Origin of the sequence: Pseudomonas sp. 14P_8.1_Bac3 (assembly GCF_025466085.1) — a bacterium.
Lineage (GTDB): Bacteria > Pseudomonadota > Gammaproteobacteria > Pseudomonadales > Pseudomonadaceae > Aquipseudomonas.
This window is the reverse complement of the sequence record NZ_JANLOD010000048.1, coordinates 206,457-222,202: the sequence shown is the minus strand read 5'-3', so window position 1 is coordinate 222,202 and position 15,746 is coordinate 206,457. Positions and strand designations below refer to the sequence as shown.

Genomic DNA, 15,746 nt, shown 5'->3' with positions numbered 1-15,746 from the left:
CATTATGAAGAGAGAGATACACAATGCGCAGTAACGAGTTTGCCAACCTCAAGGCCTTCTTTGCGGTGGCTCAGGCCTGCAATTTTTCCCGGGCCGCCCAGTCCCTCGGCGTCTCGCCTTCGGCACTCAGTCAAACCATCAAAAGCCTGGAGGAAGGCCTCGGGGTGCGCCTGCTCAACCGCACCACCCGCAGCGTGTCGACCACGGCTGCCGGCACACGCTTGTACGAGCGCCTGCAAGTGATCTTTACCGACCTCGATGCGGCCCTGGAAGAACTCAACGATTATCGCAATACGCCGTCAGGCACTTTGCGCATCAGCGCGCCGCAGGTGGCCATGCTGCATTTCATCCAGCCCATCCTGCCAAGCTTTCAGCTCAGCTACCCGAACATCCAGCTCGAACTGACCACCGACGACAGCACCACCGACATCGTGGCCCAAGGCTTCGATGCGGCCATTCGTTTGGGCGAGTTCATCGAGCAGGACATGATCGCACTGAAGCTCAGCGAGCCCCTGACGCAAATCGCCGTGGCCTCGCCCAAATACCTGAAATTGCGCGGCGCGCCGCAAAAACCCGTGGAGCTGCTGCAACACAGTTGCGTGAACTGGCGGCGCCAGGGCGAGGCGGGTCTGTACAAATGGCGTTTCCAGAATGGCGAAACGCCTTTCGAGCTGAGCGTCAAAGGCTCGCTGGTGGTCAGCGACTGCGCGGTAGCCTTGCAATCGGCAGTCGATGGCCTCGGGATCACGGTGTGGATTCGCGAATGGATCAAGGCCGAACTGGACAGCGGCAAACTTCTGCCGTTGCTGGAAGAATGGGCGACGCCCTTCCCCAGCTTCTACCTCTACTACCCCAGCAACAAACAAATGTCGTCAGCGCTGCAGGCATTCATCACGGCATTGCGCTCCGCGCATTGATCTATACGGCTCCTCTTCGGGTGATCACCTCTTCGATTTGCTGCATCACTGGTGTCAGCAACTCGGCAATTCGACAGGCTTTTTTTGTGGGCCGCATACAACGTCCATTACGGACAAACAGCGGGTCATCAAAGCAGCGTCGCAAACGAATCAGCGACCCACTCACCGCAGGCTGGGTGACCCCCAGATGCTTGGCCGCGTGGCTCAAATTTTCCTCGCGAAACACCACGAGAAAAATAATGAGGAGATTCAGGTCCACACCCATAAACGCCTTCGCATTGATCGACATGATGCTCTGCCTCGCAATGTCAGTGAGCTTGAGTAACCGAGACCTTGCCGATTGAATCAGCATGATCCCAGCCACCGCCCAGTGCACGAATCAGGTTGACAGTCGCAATCGTCTGCGTGCCCTGCAATTGAACGGCGGCACGCCGAGCCTGCAGCGCCGTGCGCTGGGCGTCGAGCACATCGAAGTAATTCACCGCGCCTTCCAGGTACTGCGTTTGCGAAAGCTGGGCTACTCGTTGAGACGACGCCATGGCCTCGTTCTGTGTCACCGTTTGGTCATTCAGGATTCGTAAATCGACGAGGTTGTCCTCGACCTCACGGAAAGCAGTCAGGACTTGCTGCCGATACTTGGCAACATCTTCTTCATACTGGGCTTTTGCGTTAGCCAGGTTGCCTTTACGACGGCCGCCATCGAATAGCGGGATGTTCAGAGCCGTCCCCGCGAGTGGCCCGAGGAGAAATGCTCGACTGCTCCAATTGAACAACGAACCCAACGTGTCAGACTCAAATCCAGCGGTGCCGGTCAGAGTCAACGATGGAAAAAATGCCGCTTCGGCGACGCCAATTCTGGCGTTGGCAGCACGCATTTCATATTCAGCAGCGGCAATGTCCGGTCGACGCTCCAGTAACGCTGAAGGCAGTCCCGCTGGAATACGTACGGTATCTGTTGGCAACGCGCCAGCGGGCAAGGAAAACTCCGCCGGTGTCTTCCCCAGAAGCACCGCCAGATTGTGCTCCGAAGCAGCTCGAGCACGCTGGAGGGTCATGCCCTCTGAACGAGCAGTCGCCAACTCCGATTTAGCCCGTTCTATATCGGCATTGCTCGCTTGATTGGCATCAAACCGAATCTGAACCAACTCCAACGCTTTTCTGCGCAGCTCGATACCATCGGTCAACACCTGCGTTTCTGAATCCAGTTGACGGAGCAGGAAATAATTCTGCGCAACATCGGCCTGCAGCGCCAATTGCACCGAGCGGAACAATGCCTCCCTGGCGCCCATGTCAGCTTGGGCGGCATCGACAGTAGAGGCCACGCGTCCGAACATATCCACCTCATACGATGCCCCGACTTGTGCACGCACCATGGTGTTCTGATAAGGCTGTGAACCCTCCGGTTGAGCGGCTTCAGTGACGCGCTGACGGGTCGCTCCAAAACCACCATCAAGCGTTGGGAATAGCGAGGAGCGTGCAACCTGATTCAATGCTCTTGCAGCCTTCAACCTTGCTGTCGCAGCCTGTAGTGTCTGATTTGCCTCCTTCGCCTGATGTTGCAGAGCGTTCAAGTGCTCGTCACCAAAGACCGTCCACCATTCGCCACGGGAAACTGCCTCAGAAGGTTGAGCCACTTTCCATGTGCCTGCTTCGGATGGTTTCAGCGGTGTATCCCCGACCCTCTGTGCTTCTTTGAATGCGCCCGACATGGGCACTTCAGGACGCTCATAATTCGGTTCAACTGAACAGCTGATGATGGTCAACAGCACAGCCGTCAGTGCAGAGATCTTGAATACCTGGAGCGGAAATTTCGTTTGCATCTTCTGATTCCTCAATCTCGTACCTGCCTTAGCCTGCCTGCGCTGCGCCTTGACTAACGCGATCCGAGCCGCCTCCGTAAAGGGCTGCCTTGACCCCCAGAACCACAAACGAAAGCACTGCGAAAATAAGGCCGCACCAAATCGTGCCGGGCAATCCGTAGGCGGTAATGAACAAACCGCCGACCCACGCACCGATGGCGATGCCGCCGTTAGCCGCAGAGACGTAGAGGCTGGTGGCAAACGAGTGGGCTTCCGGGGCAGCTGTGGTCAGCCACATCTGTGTGATAACCATGCCGCTCGTATGAATGGCGCCCCAGAGGAACACAATCATCACCATTGAGCCGATCGATGCGCTACCGAATGCGTACAACACGAGGTAAGCCAGACTCAACAGGATCGGAAACATCAGTACGGTTTTCACAAGATTGCTGGAGAGCATTCGTCCGGCGTACAGGTTGCCCAGTACTCCGCCTACCCCAAACAAAACCAACATGACGCTAATGGTGTCGTTGTCCATGCCCGTCTGAGTTTTCAGGTACTCCGCGGCGTAGCTGTACACAGCAAACTTGGTCATGAACACCAGGACAGTTGCGACAATTGCCAACCAGACTGCCGGTTTACGCAAGATCGACAACTGACTGCCAAAGGTCTCCGGCGCATTGATTTGACGGGGAAGCCTGAACAAGATCCCCAAGGCCGCGAACAACGTAGCCACCGCACAGAACAGAATGGACGTCTCATAAGAGAAACGACCGGCCAACCAGGCAGTCAGAGGAACGCCAAATACAAGCCCCAAGGTTGTCCCGATGAACGCTACTGTCGTTGCATGGGTGGCTCGCTCTTTCGGGTAGAGTGATATTGCCGCCGCGAAGGCCGCGGAGAAGAAAACCGGGTGAAGCATGGCGGGCAGAATGCGCAACGCCATGAGCGTCGAATAATTCGGCGCATAGGCAGAAAAAACACTACAAACAGAAAAACAAAGCAGTGCCCCCACCAATACTTTTTTGCGGTTGAAGCGCGAAAAAACCAGAACGAGAAACGGGCCGAACAATGCAACAATCATGGCAAACAAGGTCATTAGCAGACCGGCCTGGGCCACTGTCACTCCAAAGCGTTCGACAATCAGCGGAAGAATGCCGACTACGCCCAGCTCCAGGGTGTACAGGCCAAACAGGCCCAATATGATGAACGGCATTACAGTCATGGGGTTTGCTGAGCGGGTCATTTGGAATCCATCCCTTTATGGGAAAAAAGAGCAAGACGAGCTCATCAGGGATCAGCAAATTGCCGCCTGTGAGAGGTTTTGTTTTCATGTAAAGCACGGTGTCCGGGCTCGCGCCCGCCGTTCGCAATGAACCTGAATGTCGGCCGCATTGCGCAATGTGTGCCGTCCGGGTGGAACGAACAGCTGATCAATCGATTGAAGCCTCTGTGGGTGGCTCAAACGGTGCCCACCCCAGAGGAAATATTCGCGACTGATTACGCTTTTTCGAAGTCGATTACGACTTTGCCAAACGCGCCGCGATACACGTGGGCAAATGCATCTGGTACTTGAGAGAACGAATAGGTTGCATCAATGACCGGCTTGATACCGTGATGGTCAATCATGCGCACCATGTCTTCCATCGCGCGACGCGGCCCTACCGCGACGGCAACGATCGACGCACGGCTACCGAGCAACGGCATGATGGAGGTACTGATTTCGTCGGAGTCCAGCAAGCCGATGATGGACACACGACCGCCAGGTACGACTGCTTGCAGCGAACGACCCAGGTTGTCGCCACCGGCCATTTCCAGCACGTGGTCAGCGCCACGACCATCCGTCAATTCGAGTACGGCGGTGTGCCAGTCAGGGGTGGTTGTGCGATTGATGCCATGTGTGGCGCCAAGCTTTTTAGCATGTTCAATTTTTTCATCGCTGCTGCTGGTGACGATTACTTTTGCACCGCTGGCTGCAGCCAGTTGAACAGCAAACAACGATACGCCACCGGTACCTTGTACAACGACGGTTTGGCCGGCGTGCAAATGACCGAGCTCAATCAGGGCCATCCACGCTGTAAGCGCGGCAATCGGAAGCGTGCTGGCTTCAACTGCCGAGAGGTTTTTCGGAGCGCGGACACACCATTCAGCGGGGGTCACTACGTATTGCGCGAGCATGCCCTGAATCGGGCCACCTTGAGTCGGCATTTCGGCCCAGGTCTTAGGACTACCATCAACCCAGTTGGTAATGTAGGTGGACAGCACGCGCTCACCGACTTTGAAACGGGTGACACCTTCACCTACCGCAAGCACAATACCAGCCATGTCGGAGGCCGGCGTGAACGGGAATGCCAGCGAAGCAGTCATGCCATTTTCTATGACCTGAGTGTCTCGGTAGTTCAAAGAGACGGCTTCGATTTTCACCAAAACCTCACCGGCTTTGGGTTGTGGTCGGGCTGTGTTGACAAGGCTCAGATTGTCCAGGCCAAACGCAGAAATTTCCCAGCGGTGCATTACTTCAGACATGGCAGCGATCTCTCGGTTAGGTATCAGTGATGCCTATGATAGGAGCCGTTGCGTCTTCGATTAAGTAGGTCAGCGTTCCGCTATATACGGAAATATTACTCCGCAATTCAGCGTTGATTTTTGATGCATTCACTCGGCGTATCCAACCGATCCGGGGCTTGCTGTTCATACGGTGCCCGGCCGCACAATAGATTCATGCTGATTTAGATAGCGTCAGCATCAACGCCTATGCTTTGCGGGATGAGAGTGTTAGCGATGCAGGCAAAATTGACTCGATGGGAGCGGAGGTAGATCGATGTGGGTTGCGATACCCACCGAAAAACCTGTTTAAAATTAGGGAGCTACTGTAACGCGCCACCTCCAGGGCATTAGTCGTGGCCCGTTCCAGTCTCTGGAACTAAGTATCCGTAACTGAGAGTAAAAATGGATAGCCTGAACACGTTGAATGTATTCGTATCGGTAGCTGAAACACGCAGCTTTGTGGCCACCGGACGGCTGATGGGGGTATCCGCCTCTGCTATCGGAAAAAGCATCGTGCGCCTGGAAGAGCGCTTTGGCGTGAGGCTGTTCAATCGGAGCACACGCAGCGTAACGCTCACCGAGGAAGGATTCCGATTCCTGGAGCGGAGCCAGAGAATTCTTGCGGAAATTGAGGCCGCCGAAGCGGAGTTTTCACAAACCAACGCAGTACCGCGTGGCCGCCTGAAAATAAGCCTTCCCTTGGTCAGCGACCCGTTTATTCCGGTGCTCGCGCGGTTCAGAAAGGCGTATCCCTCAATTGAGCTTGATCTGACCTTTGACGATCGCCGTGTTGAAGTGATCGAGGAAGGCTACGACGCCGTATTACGAAGCGGTGAACTGCCTGACTCGAGCTTGACGTCGCGGCATTTAGGTAACTATCAGATGATATTGGTAGGGTCTCCCGAATACTTTGACGAACACGGTGTCCCCCAATACCCCAGAGAGCTGATGAGGCATACCTGCATTCAGTTTCGCTTCCCCAATACCGGAAAACTGCAGGTCTGGCCAATTCGGCGGGATGACCAGGAACTCGACTTGCAACTCCCCACCTCAGTGGTATGCAACAACCTTGAAGCCAGGGTCGGGTTTGCCGTTGAAGGGGTCGGCATTGCCTACTTACCCGATTTTGCGATCCGCGAATGGCTCGATTGCGGAAAACTGGTGAGTGTTCTGGAAGATTGCTCCGAATCCGGCACCTTCAAAATCATGTGGCCTTCCGGCAAGCATCCCTCTCTCAAGCTGCGCGTGTTTATCGACTTCCTGAGGGAGCACCTGTTCCCTGATACAACACCTGCCACGCTTACAGCCGCGAAGAAGAAAAACACCCCGTCCAGAAAACCAAAGTCATAGTTTGAGTGAGCTCCCGACCAGAACCGGGAGCAAGCAACCCGTCCGCTTTCCACCCCCAATCAGCCGGATATTGGTTGATCAAAGAAACAATTACGGAAGCAAACGTCCGCTAATACCGGAACGCCAACCTACTTACTCGCCGCTGTCCGGCTGCTTATCGTACACGCACGTCATTCCATGACTTAACACGCGTCGCTGCGCAGCCCTCAAGCTAGGCGTGGCAGTACTTGAGTAGGCCGATTCCATGCTAACCATCAGAAACACCTCCCGCTTTGCATTGACCGCCATTGCGTTGACCGTATTGGCCGCGTGCAAGGAAGACATACCAGCACCCACGGCTGTTCAAACCGTTTTCGTCAGCCCTCCCATTCAGCGTGAAGTCACAGGGAGAGATGGGTTTAGTGGACGGTTTGAGGCTACGGACGCCGTAGACATCCGCGCTCGCGTAGGCGGGTATATCGAACAGATCGCTTTTCGTGACGGGGCGTTCGTCAAGAAAGGCGACCTGCTCTTCCTGATCGACCCTCGCCCTTATCAGGCCGCGCTCACACAGAGCGAAGGTCGACTGGCTGATGCTCGCTCTCAGTTGCAGTTGGCAGACATCGAGCTCGTACGTGCAAAGCGGCTGATTTCTTCAGGAGCGATTGCCACTTCGATCCTTGATCAACGAACCCAGGAACAGCAAGCCGCGCAGGCCGCAGTCATGAGCGCAACGGGCGCGTTGGCGCGTGCCAAACTCGACCTGTCCTTCACTGAGATCCGTGCCCCCATGAGTGGGCGCATCAGCCGTAAATTGGTCAGCCAGGGCAATCTCATCGCCGGTGGCGATGCCAGCGCCACGCTGCTTACCACCATCGTCTCGATCGACCCCATCGACATTTATTTCGATATCGACGAAGAAACCTACTTGCGTTACGGCCGACTGGTGGCGGATGGCAAACGTGAATCGGCCGACAATCTGGGCAGCGAAGTACGGATCAGCCTGCCGGGCGAGACCGGCGCGCCGCGCCTGGGAAAACTCGACTTTATCGAAAATCGCCTTGATCGCTCCACCGGTACCCTGCGCGGCCGCGCGAGAGTGGCCAACAACGAGCACTCGCTCAATCCAGGGCAGTTCGGGCGGGTTGAACTGATCAGCGAAGCACCGCATCAGGCGCTCCTGGTGCCGGACTCCGCATTGTCCAGCGATGCTACGCGACGTGTCCTGAACGTCGTCGACACACAGGACACGGTGCATGTACGCCCAGTAAAACTCGGTCGACTATTCGGCACGTTGCGTGAAGTGACCGAAGGCCTGGAGGCTGGCGACCGCGTCATCGTCTCCGGCCTGCAGCGTGCTCAGGCCGGCGAGAAAGTCGCCGTACAACTCAAGCCTATTGATGAAGGTCTGACCTCCGTGGCAGGTGCGCAATGAGCCTTGGTAGCCTCTCCGTTCAACGGCCGGTGCTGGCCATTGTCCTGTCGATTGTCACGGTAATCGTCGGTGCGCTGGCGTACCTGGTATTGCCAGTGGCGGAATACCCAAACATCGTTCCTCCGACCGTAGTAGTCACCACCAGTTACCCCGGTGCCTCTGCCCAGACCGTGGCCGAAACCATTGCCACGCCGATCGAGCAGGAGGTCAACGGCGTCGAAGACATGATCTACATGTATAGCCAGGCGACGTCCGATGGTGGCCTGAATCTGACCGTCACGTTCAAGCCCGGCACCGACCTCGATAAGGCCCAGGTGCAGGTGCAGAACCGTGTGTCGTTGGCGATTCCGCGCCTGCCGCAACCGGTGCAACGCAACGGTGTGTCAGTGCGTAAATCGTCACCGACGCAGTTCTGTTCGGTATTTCTGTTCTCTCCTGACGGTAGTTACGACCAACTGTACGTGTCCAACTACATGATTCGCCGCGTCGCCGACGTGATCAAGCGACTCGATGGCGTGGGCGACATTCAGTATTTCGGCGCCCGTGAATATTCCATGCGTATCTGGCTGGATCCTGAGCGCGCCGCCGCATTGGATTTAACCCCCGACGAAATCGTCGCTGCCGTGCGTAATCAGAACACCCAGGTAGCCGGCGGTACCATTGCGCAACCTCCGGTAGAGAGTCAGTCGTTCCAACCGAACCTGATTTTCGAGGGGCGGATGAAAGAGCCGGCCGAGTTCGACAACATCATCCTCAAAAAAGGTGCAGACGGTCGTGTCGTGCGCCTCAAGGATGTCGCCCGCACTGAAATCGGCGCACTGGCCTACTCCACCGACAGCTATCTGGAAGGCAAGCCCACCGTAGCCGTGCAGGTACTGCAACGCCCAGGCGCCAACGCACTGTCGACGACCCGTGAAATCGAACGCACCATGGAAGCACTCAAGCAAGAGTTCCCCAAGGGCATCGACTACAGCATCGCGTACAACCCAACCGAGTTCATCGCCGATAGCGTCAGCGAACTGGTCAAGACCATCTACGAAGCCGTCGTGCTGGTGGTCGTGGTCATCCTGATCTTCCTGCAGGGCTGGCGTCCGTCCATCATCCCGATTCTGGCTATCCCGATTTCCCTGATCGGCACGCTGGCGGCGATGATGGCGCTCGGTTTCTCGATCAATAACCTGACGCTGTTCGGTCTGGTGCTGTCCGTGGGGATCGTGGTCGACAACGCCATTGTCGTGGTCGAAAACGTCGAGCGACACTTGAGCGAAGGCAAGACACCGCGAGAAGCCACTCTGCTGACGATGCAGGAAGTCAGCGGCGCGCTGTTCGCCATTACCCTGGTGCTGTGCGCGGTGTTCGTGCCCACAGCCTTCATCAGCGGTATTTCCGGGCAGTTCTTCCGTCAGTTCGGCATCACCATTGCGATTGCAACGGCGATCTCCTGCTTCAACTCGTTAACCCTGTCCCCTGCCCTGGCCGCCATGATCCTCAAAGGCCACGTCAAGCCGGGTGATAAACCGCAAAAGCGCCGTCGCTTCGAAGGTGTATGGACGTTGATTCACGGCGCCGGGGCCTCGTTCAACCGTGGTTTCGAGCGCATGTCCGAGGGCTATGCACGCCTGGTGCGACGCTTGATCGGGATGACGCCGACAATGCTTGTGTTGTATGCATTACTGATCGGCGCTACAGCCTACCTGCTGATCGATAGCCCCAAAGGTTTCATTCCAGCAATGGATCGTGGTTACTTGATTGTTGTCGCCCAAACCCCAGGTGGTGCGTCGCTCGAACGGACAACTAAAGTTGCGCGAGAAATCGAGAGCGTCGCTGCGGCAGTTCCCGGCGTTGAACGAGTTCCGGTGTTCTCCGGTTTTTCCGGTGCCACCGGTACTATCTCCTCAAACTCGGCTGCATTGTATGTCGTACTCAAACCGTTCCCGGAACGCATCAAGGAAGGTCAGACAGGTGACAAGATCGCCGCAGAACTGCGCAAGCGTCTGGCAAGCATTGCCGATGCCAGCATCATCGTGGTGCCTCCGGCGCCAGTTGAAGGTATCGGCAATACTGGCGGCTTTGCCATGCGCCTTGAAGATCGTGGTGGCTTGGGCCCTGAAGCGTTGGCCAAAGCAACCAATGACCTCGTAGCCGCCGCCAACGCCACGCCGGGCATGGTTGGGGTCTACACCACCTACTCGGCGAGTACGCCGCAACTGAAAGTCGACCTCGACCGTGAAAAAGCCGAGATGCTCGGGGTGCCGGCGAACCGGATCAACGAAGCCATCGAGACCTATTTCGGCTCGACCTACATCAACGACTTCAACATCCTCGGCCGTACGTACCGGGTCACGGCCCAGGCCGACCTGCCCTATCGCGCTACCGCTGAAGACCTGGCGAAAATCAAGACCCGCAACAGCGACGGCAACATGGTGCCTGTCGGCAGCGTCACGCGCCTGAGCGACATCACCGGCGCCGACCGTGTGCCGCGCTACAACTTGTACCCGGCCACCGAAATCAGCGGTGATACCTTACCAGGCAAAGGCTCGGCTTTTGCCACAGCCACCATGGAGGCGCTGGCTAAGAAAGTGCTTCCACCGGGCATAGCCTATGAATGGACAGATCTGACCTACCAACAAACCACGGCGGGCAACACCGGCCTGCTGATCTTCCCGCTGTGTGTCTTGTTCGTATACCTCGTCCTGGCCGCGCAATACGGTAGCTGGTCGATTCCGCTGTCGATTCTGCTCATCGTTCCGATGTGCCTGTTGGCAGCCTCTGCGGGACTGAAAATAATGGGCCTGGACATGAATATCCTGACCCAGATCGGCTTCGTGGTATTGGTCGGACTGGCGGCGAAAAACGCCATTCTGATCGTCGAGTTCGCCGTGCAACTCGAGCGTGACGGGATGGAACGCATCGACGCGGTAGTGCAGGCTTCCAAGCTACGTCTACGACCGATCCTGATGACCTCGCTGGCGTTCATCCTCGGTGTGCTGCCGTTGGTGACCACGCCAGGTGCGGGCTCCGAAATGCGTAAAGCCGTGGGCACCTCGGTGTTCTTCGGGATGATTGGTGTGACATTGTTTGGACTGCTGTTCACACCCGTCTTTTATGCACTCGTACGTAAAACGGCAATGCGCAAGGAAGGAAAGTCGCCCAGCACCGACACTACTTTGAGTGTGGGCTCACCGGCCTGAGCAAGGAGTAACGATCAAAACGAGCCCGCCTTTTGGCGGGCTCTTTCATTCCAGGCGACGATGATTCAGCAATTTTAATCGATTCCCACCGCCGCCCTTGAATCCCGCCTCCATCCCTTCGCATCAAACATCTAAAAACCAAGATGTCAGCCTCAGAACATATGAATTTTCTTTGATGTTTAGTCATCTTAAGCTCCGTCTACTCCTTCACTGAGGGAGCCCGTTTCGTCGGTACGCCTGCAAACAAGGCGATCCTAAAAATAATGTGTCTGCCGACTCAAGGAATCTGTATGTCACTTTCGTTCGCGTCCGGTCGTGCTCGTCGTTGCGCCGCCATCAGTTCTAATTCCGGAGGTGAACAATGAGTTCGTCTCCTGCAAGGCAAAACGCCGATGAACACCTGCTGCACAGCCAGGGCTACGCTCAGGAGTTGCACCGTGGCCTGTCGCTCTGGTCTTCGTTTTCCGTTGGGTTCGCCACGGTCTCGCCGGTGGTTGGCATCTACTCGGTGATGTCCCTGGGTGCGATGAGTGTCGGGCCATCGTGGGTGTGGATAGTCCCGTTGTGCCTGGCCCTGCAATTGCTGGTGGCGCTGGTGTATGCCGAGCTGGCCTCGCAATACCCGCTGGCCGGCGGCTGTTATCAGTGGGTCAAACGCCTGTCCGGCGACCGTCTGGCCTGGTTCACGGGATTCATGTACCTGGCGTCTGCGTTGGCCTCATTGACCACCGTGGCCTACCTGGGCGGGTTTTGGTTATGGCTGTTCTTCGCCGGGGAAGCGCCGTCGGCGAACGCTCAGGTACTCAGCGGCGCAGTGCTGTTGCTCCTCGGTCTTGGTGTGAATCTGTTCGGGATCAATCCGCTCAAGTATTTCGTCAATGCCGGCATCATTGCCGAAGCAATTGCGTCCATCGGTATTGGTGTGTTGTTGCTGCTGTTTTTCCGCAACCACTCGTTTTCGTTGTTGCTCGAAGGCCTGACATCTACACAAGGTGCTGAAGGTTCTTACCTGTCAGGCTTTCTGACAGCGATGGCGGTTGGTGGCTGGGCTTTCCTCGGATTTGACGCCTGTTCGCAAGTTTCTGAAGAGACCGCTGATGCCCGAACGTCGACGCCGCGAGCGATTTTGCGTTCGATGATCCTGGTCGGACTGACCGTGATGCTGACCGCGTTCGCCGTCACCTTGTCTTACACCGACACCGCCGCCATGGTGTCCGGCCAGGTCATCGACCCGGTGACGCCTGCGGTTGTCGACGCCTTTGGCGCCTGGTCGGAGCGGCCGTTCGTGGCGGTTGTGCTGGTGGCGTTCATCGCCTGCATCGTGTCCGTACAGACTTACATCGGTCGTGCCGTTTTCGGTATGGCACGGGACTCGATCCTGCCTGCCTCGGCGCTGCTGCGGCGTGTGGACAAGCGCAAAGTGCCGTTCGCAGCGATGGTGTTCAGCACACTGTTCGCCAGCTTCGGCCTGGCACTGGGCTTGAATGCCACGGCCGTCGGCACACTGATCGCGTTTGGCAGCGGCGGTTTCTTCGTGGTGTTTCTGATCGTCGTGACCTGCGCCCTGCTCGCCCGTCTGAGCGGCAAATGGAAAGCCGCAGCCGGCGCGTTCAGCCTCGGACGCTGGGGTGTGCCGGTCAACCTGGCGGCGTTCTTCTGGCTGGTGTTCGAAAGCATCAACGTTGCCTGGCCACGGGAATCACTCGCACCACCCGGTGCCCCCTGGTTTCAGGTATGGGCGGTGATTCTGGTGTTTTCAATCCTGGCAGTCCTGGGCCTGATCTACATGGTTTGGGCCAAACCCTATCAGCGCACTCTCAGCCCACAACTGCGCACGCAATAACACCCTCGTCTTGTAGTGCAAGGCGCACTCCCCTGCGCCTTGCCGATCTGGAGCTTCAGATGTCCACCCTGCACTATTGGAACTATCCCACGGAGATTTTCTGCGGGCCCGGCGCGCTTGAAACAGTGGCGCAACGCTGCAAATTGTTCGGCATGCGCAAGCCTTTGCTGGTGACTGACCCAGGCATGCTGGCCTTGGAACCGTTCGCGTTGCTGACGGCTCATCTGGTCAACGCCGATCTTCCGTTCAGCGTGTTCAGCGATGTCGCCAGTAACCCGAGCATGGACGACGTGGCTCGCGGTGTTGCCGCCTTCAAGGAAGGCGGCCACGATTCGCTGATCGCCCTTGGCGGCGGCAGTGCCATGGACGCCGCCAAAGGTATCAGCCTGGCGACCACTGATCCGCTTGGCCTGGAGCGCTTCGAATGGTCGCAGGTCATTGCCTGCTACCCGAGCCTGGCAGACTTTCCACGGCTGGAGCTTCCGCGGCTGATTGCCTTGCCGACGACCGCCGGGACCGGTTCGGAACTGGGCCGCGAAGCAGTGCTCACCCACAGCGAACAGCACATCAAACGTGTCATCAGCCACCCGGAATTGCTGCCGTCGACGGTGATCCTCGACCCGGTACTGACCCGCGGCCTGCCGCCCGCGTTGACCGCCGCCACGGGCATGGACGCCCTTACCCATCACATCGAAGCCTTTTGCTCGCCGCTGTATCACCCGATGTCCTCCGGTGTCGCAGTCGAGGGCATCCGTCTGATCCAGCAGCACCTGCTGGCGGCGCATGCCGATGGTCAGGACATGATCGCCCGCGAAGGCATGTTGGTCGCTTCCGCCATGGCGGCCGTAGCGTTTCAGAAAGGCCTGGGTGGTGTCCACGCGCTGGCCCACCCGCTGGGGGCCCGTTATCACAAGCACCATGGGCTGTTGAACGCGATCCTGTTGCCGTATGTGTTGGTCGCCAATCGGGCAGCGATCAGCGCCGACATCTCGCGGCTCGCACGCTATCTGGAACTGCAACGGCCAGACTTCGAGGGTTTTCTCGACTGGGTACTGGACCTGCGCCAACGCCTGGGCATACCCCATTCGCTGAGTGAAATCGGTCTCGACAGCAGCGCTGCCACCTGGGTCGGAGAGCAGGCACTGGCCGATATCTCTTCTTCGGACACCAACGCCTGCGCCCTCGACGCCGCCGATTACACCCAGATCTTTCGCAACGCCGTTCAGGGCGTTTTGCAAGGGGTAGACGCATGACCGCTGCTCACTACATCAACGGACACTGGCAACACGGCGAAGGTGTCGATTGCATCACCGTTTATGACCCGGCGCTGGGTCAGCCCTTCGCCGAGCTGATCGCGGCGAGCCCCGCGCAAGTCGATCAGGCGGTCGCCGCCGCGCGCAGCGCCCTCCCCGCGTGGCGCAACGTCAGTGCGCAACAGCGAGCGGCGTATCTGCGGGGATTTGCCGAACACATCGACCAGCGACGGGAAGCCCTCATCGCCTTGCAAATGCAGAACAATGGCAAGCCGCATCATGAAGCCGTTGTCGACATCGACGACGCCGTCGCCACGTTCAACTATTACGCAGGCCTTGCCGAGCAGCTGACTGCTCGCCAGGGCCGTGAAGTGCCGCTGTCGGCGCCCGGTTTCACTGCGCATACGCGCCTGGACCCGGTCGGCGTCGTCGGCTTGATCGTGCCGTGGAACTTCCCTCTGGTCACCAGCGCCTGGAAGCTGGCGCCAGCCCTGGCTGCAGGCTGTACGGTGGTGCTCAAGCCATCGGAAATTACCCCGTTGATCGAGCAAACCTACGGCCAGATCGCCGACGCACTGGGCCTGCCCGCCGGCGTGCTGAACATCGTCGGTGGTAAAGCCGAGACCGGAGCCGCGCTCAGCAATCACCCGGGCATCGACAAGTTGTCCTTCACCGGCAGTAACGCCGTGGGCAGCCAAGTGATGCGCAGCGCCGCGACGTTTTGCCGGCCGGTCACCCTGGAGCTGGGCGGCAAGTCCGCGATTCTGGTGTTCGACGATTGCGATCTCGACCAGGCCGTTGAATGGATCGTCGCTGGTATCTGCTGGAACGCCGGGCAAATGTGCTCGGCGACTTCACGCCTGCTGGTCCAGGACAGCATCGCCGACGCCTTGCTGCTGCGCCTGAAGAGCGCATTCGAAACGCTGCGTGTCGGTAATCCGCTGACGGCAGAAGTCGACATGGGCCCCCTCACCAGCCAGGCGCAATGGTCCAAGGTCAACGACTACTTCGCCATCGCCCGCGCTGAAAACCTGCAGTGCATGGCCGGTGGCGAAGTGGTGCGCGATCCCGGCTGGTTCGTCACCCCGACGCTGTACGCCGACGTGCCGCTCACCAGCCGTTTGTGGGGGGAGGAAATCTTCGGCCCGCTGTTATGCACGCATCGTTTCAGCTCGGAGGACGACGCCGTGGCGTTGGCCAACGACAGTCGCTTCGGCCTTGTTGCCACGGTGATCAGCGCCGACCTGGTCAGGGCTGAACGCATCGCCAACACCCTTGACGTCGGCCATGTATGGATCAACTCGGCCCAGGCGGTGTTCGTCGAGACGTCCTGGGGCGGCACCAAGGGCAGCGGCATCGGCCGTGAGCTTGGGCCATGGGGACTGGCGGCCTATCAGTCGGTCAAGCACGTTACGCGCTGCCTTGGCTGAAC

General features: G+C 58.1%; 11 protein-coding genes. 7 read left to right on the top strand and 4 right to left on the bottom strand.

The annotated features are described in order from the left end of the window. The first annotated feature begins 23 nt into the window (after nucleotides 1–23). The gene (locus tag NTD84_RS13790) at nucleotides 24–917 is read left to right on the top strand and encodes a LysR family transcriptional regulator (protein WP_262166285.1); all 894 of its coding nucleotides are present in this window, start codon (nucleotides 24–26) and stop codon (nucleotides 915–917) included. 1 nt (nucleotide 918) lies between these two features. On the opposite strand, the gene NTD84_RS13785 is transcribed toward NTD84_RS13790, so the two are convergent. The 4 genes from NTD84_RS13785 to NTD84_RS13770 all read right to left on the bottom strand — a co-directional run bounded on the left by NTD84_RS13785 (nucleotide 919) and on the right by NTD84_RS13770 (nucleotide 5,242). Further along, the gene (locus tag NTD84_RS13785; protein ID WP_262166284.1) at nucleotides 919–1,206 is read right to left on the bottom strand and encodes a LysR family transcriptional regulator; all 288 of its coding nucleotides are present in this window, start codon (nucleotides 1,204–1,206) and stop codon (nucleotides 919–921) included. Between the two features lie 19 nt (nucleotides 1,207–1,225). Further along, nucleotides 1,226–2,737, bottom strand: coding sequence for an efflux transporter outer membrane subunit (locus tag NTD84_RS13780; protein ID WP_262166283.1), 1,512 nt, complete (start codon nucleotides 2,735–2,737; stop codon nucleotides 1,226–1,228). Between the two features lie 28 nt (nucleotides 2,738–2,765). Continuing rightward, nucleotides 2,766–3,962, bottom strand: coding sequence for an MFS transporter (locus tag NTD84_RS13775; protein ID WP_262166280.1), 1,197 nt, complete (start codon nucleotides 3,960–3,962; stop codon nucleotides 2,766–2,768). A gap of 254 nt (nucleotides 3,963–4,216) precedes the next feature. Beyond that, nucleotides 4,217–5,242, bottom strand: a complete 1,026-nt coding sequence (locus tag NTD84_RS13770; protein ID WP_262166278.1) for a zinc-dependent alcohol dehydrogenase family protein — start codon at nucleotides 5,240–5,242, stop codon at nucleotides 4,217–4,219. Nucleotides 5,243–5,665: 423 nt separating this feature from the next. Between NTD84_RS13770 and NTD84_RS13765 the strand changes: the two genes are divergently transcribed. From NTD84_RS13765 to NTD84_RS13740, 6 genes are all read left to right on the top strand, one after another. Continuing rightward, complete coding sequence (locus NTD84_RS13765; RefSeq protein ID WP_262166276.1) at nucleotides 5,666–6,613, top strand: LysR family transcriptional regulator; 948 nt, start codon at nucleotides 5,666–5,668, stop codon at nucleotides 6,611–6,613. A 244-nt stretch (nucleotides 6,614–6,857) separates the two neighbouring features. After that, complete coding sequence (locus NTD84_RS13760; protein WP_262166274.1) at nucleotides 6,858–8,027, top strand: efflux RND transporter periplasmic adaptor subunit; 1,170 nt, start codon at nucleotides 6,858–6,860, stop codon at nucleotides 8,025–8,027. Next, nucleotides 8,024–11,218, top strand: coding sequence for an efflux RND transporter permease subunit (locus NTD84_RS13755; RefSeq protein WP_262166270.1), 3,195 nt, complete (start codon nucleotides 8,024–8,026; stop codon nucleotides 11,216–11,218). Before NTD84_RS13760 ends, NTD84_RS13755 begins: the two co-directional genes overlap by 4 nt. Before the next feature lie 361 nt (nucleotides 11,219–11,579). After that, complete coding sequence (locus tag NTD84_RS13750; RefSeq protein WP_262166268.1) at nucleotides 11,580–13,061, top strand: APC family permease; 1,482 nt, start codon at nucleotides 11,580–11,582, stop codon at nucleotides 13,059–13,061. A 59-nt stretch (nucleotides 13,062–13,120) separates the two neighbouring features. Continuing rightward, nucleotides 13,121–14,314: an iron-containing alcohol dehydrogenase gene (locus NTD84_RS13745; protein ID WP_262166265.1), complete on the top strand. Its 1,194-nt coding sequence runs from the start codon at nucleotides 13,121–13,123 to the stop codon at nucleotides 14,312–14,314. Next, nucleotides 14,311–15,744 carry an aldehyde dehydrogenase family protein gene (locus tag NTD84_RS13740; RefSeq protein ID WP_262166262.1) on the top strand — a complete coding sequence of 478 codons (1,434 nt, stop codon included), beginning with the start codon at nucleotides 14,311–14,313 and terminating at the stop codon, nucleotides 15,742–15,744. The genes NTD84_RS13745 and NTD84_RS13740 overlap by 4 nt, the downstream gene beginning before the upstream one ends. Nucleotides 15,745–15,746 lie beyond the last annotated feature (2 nt).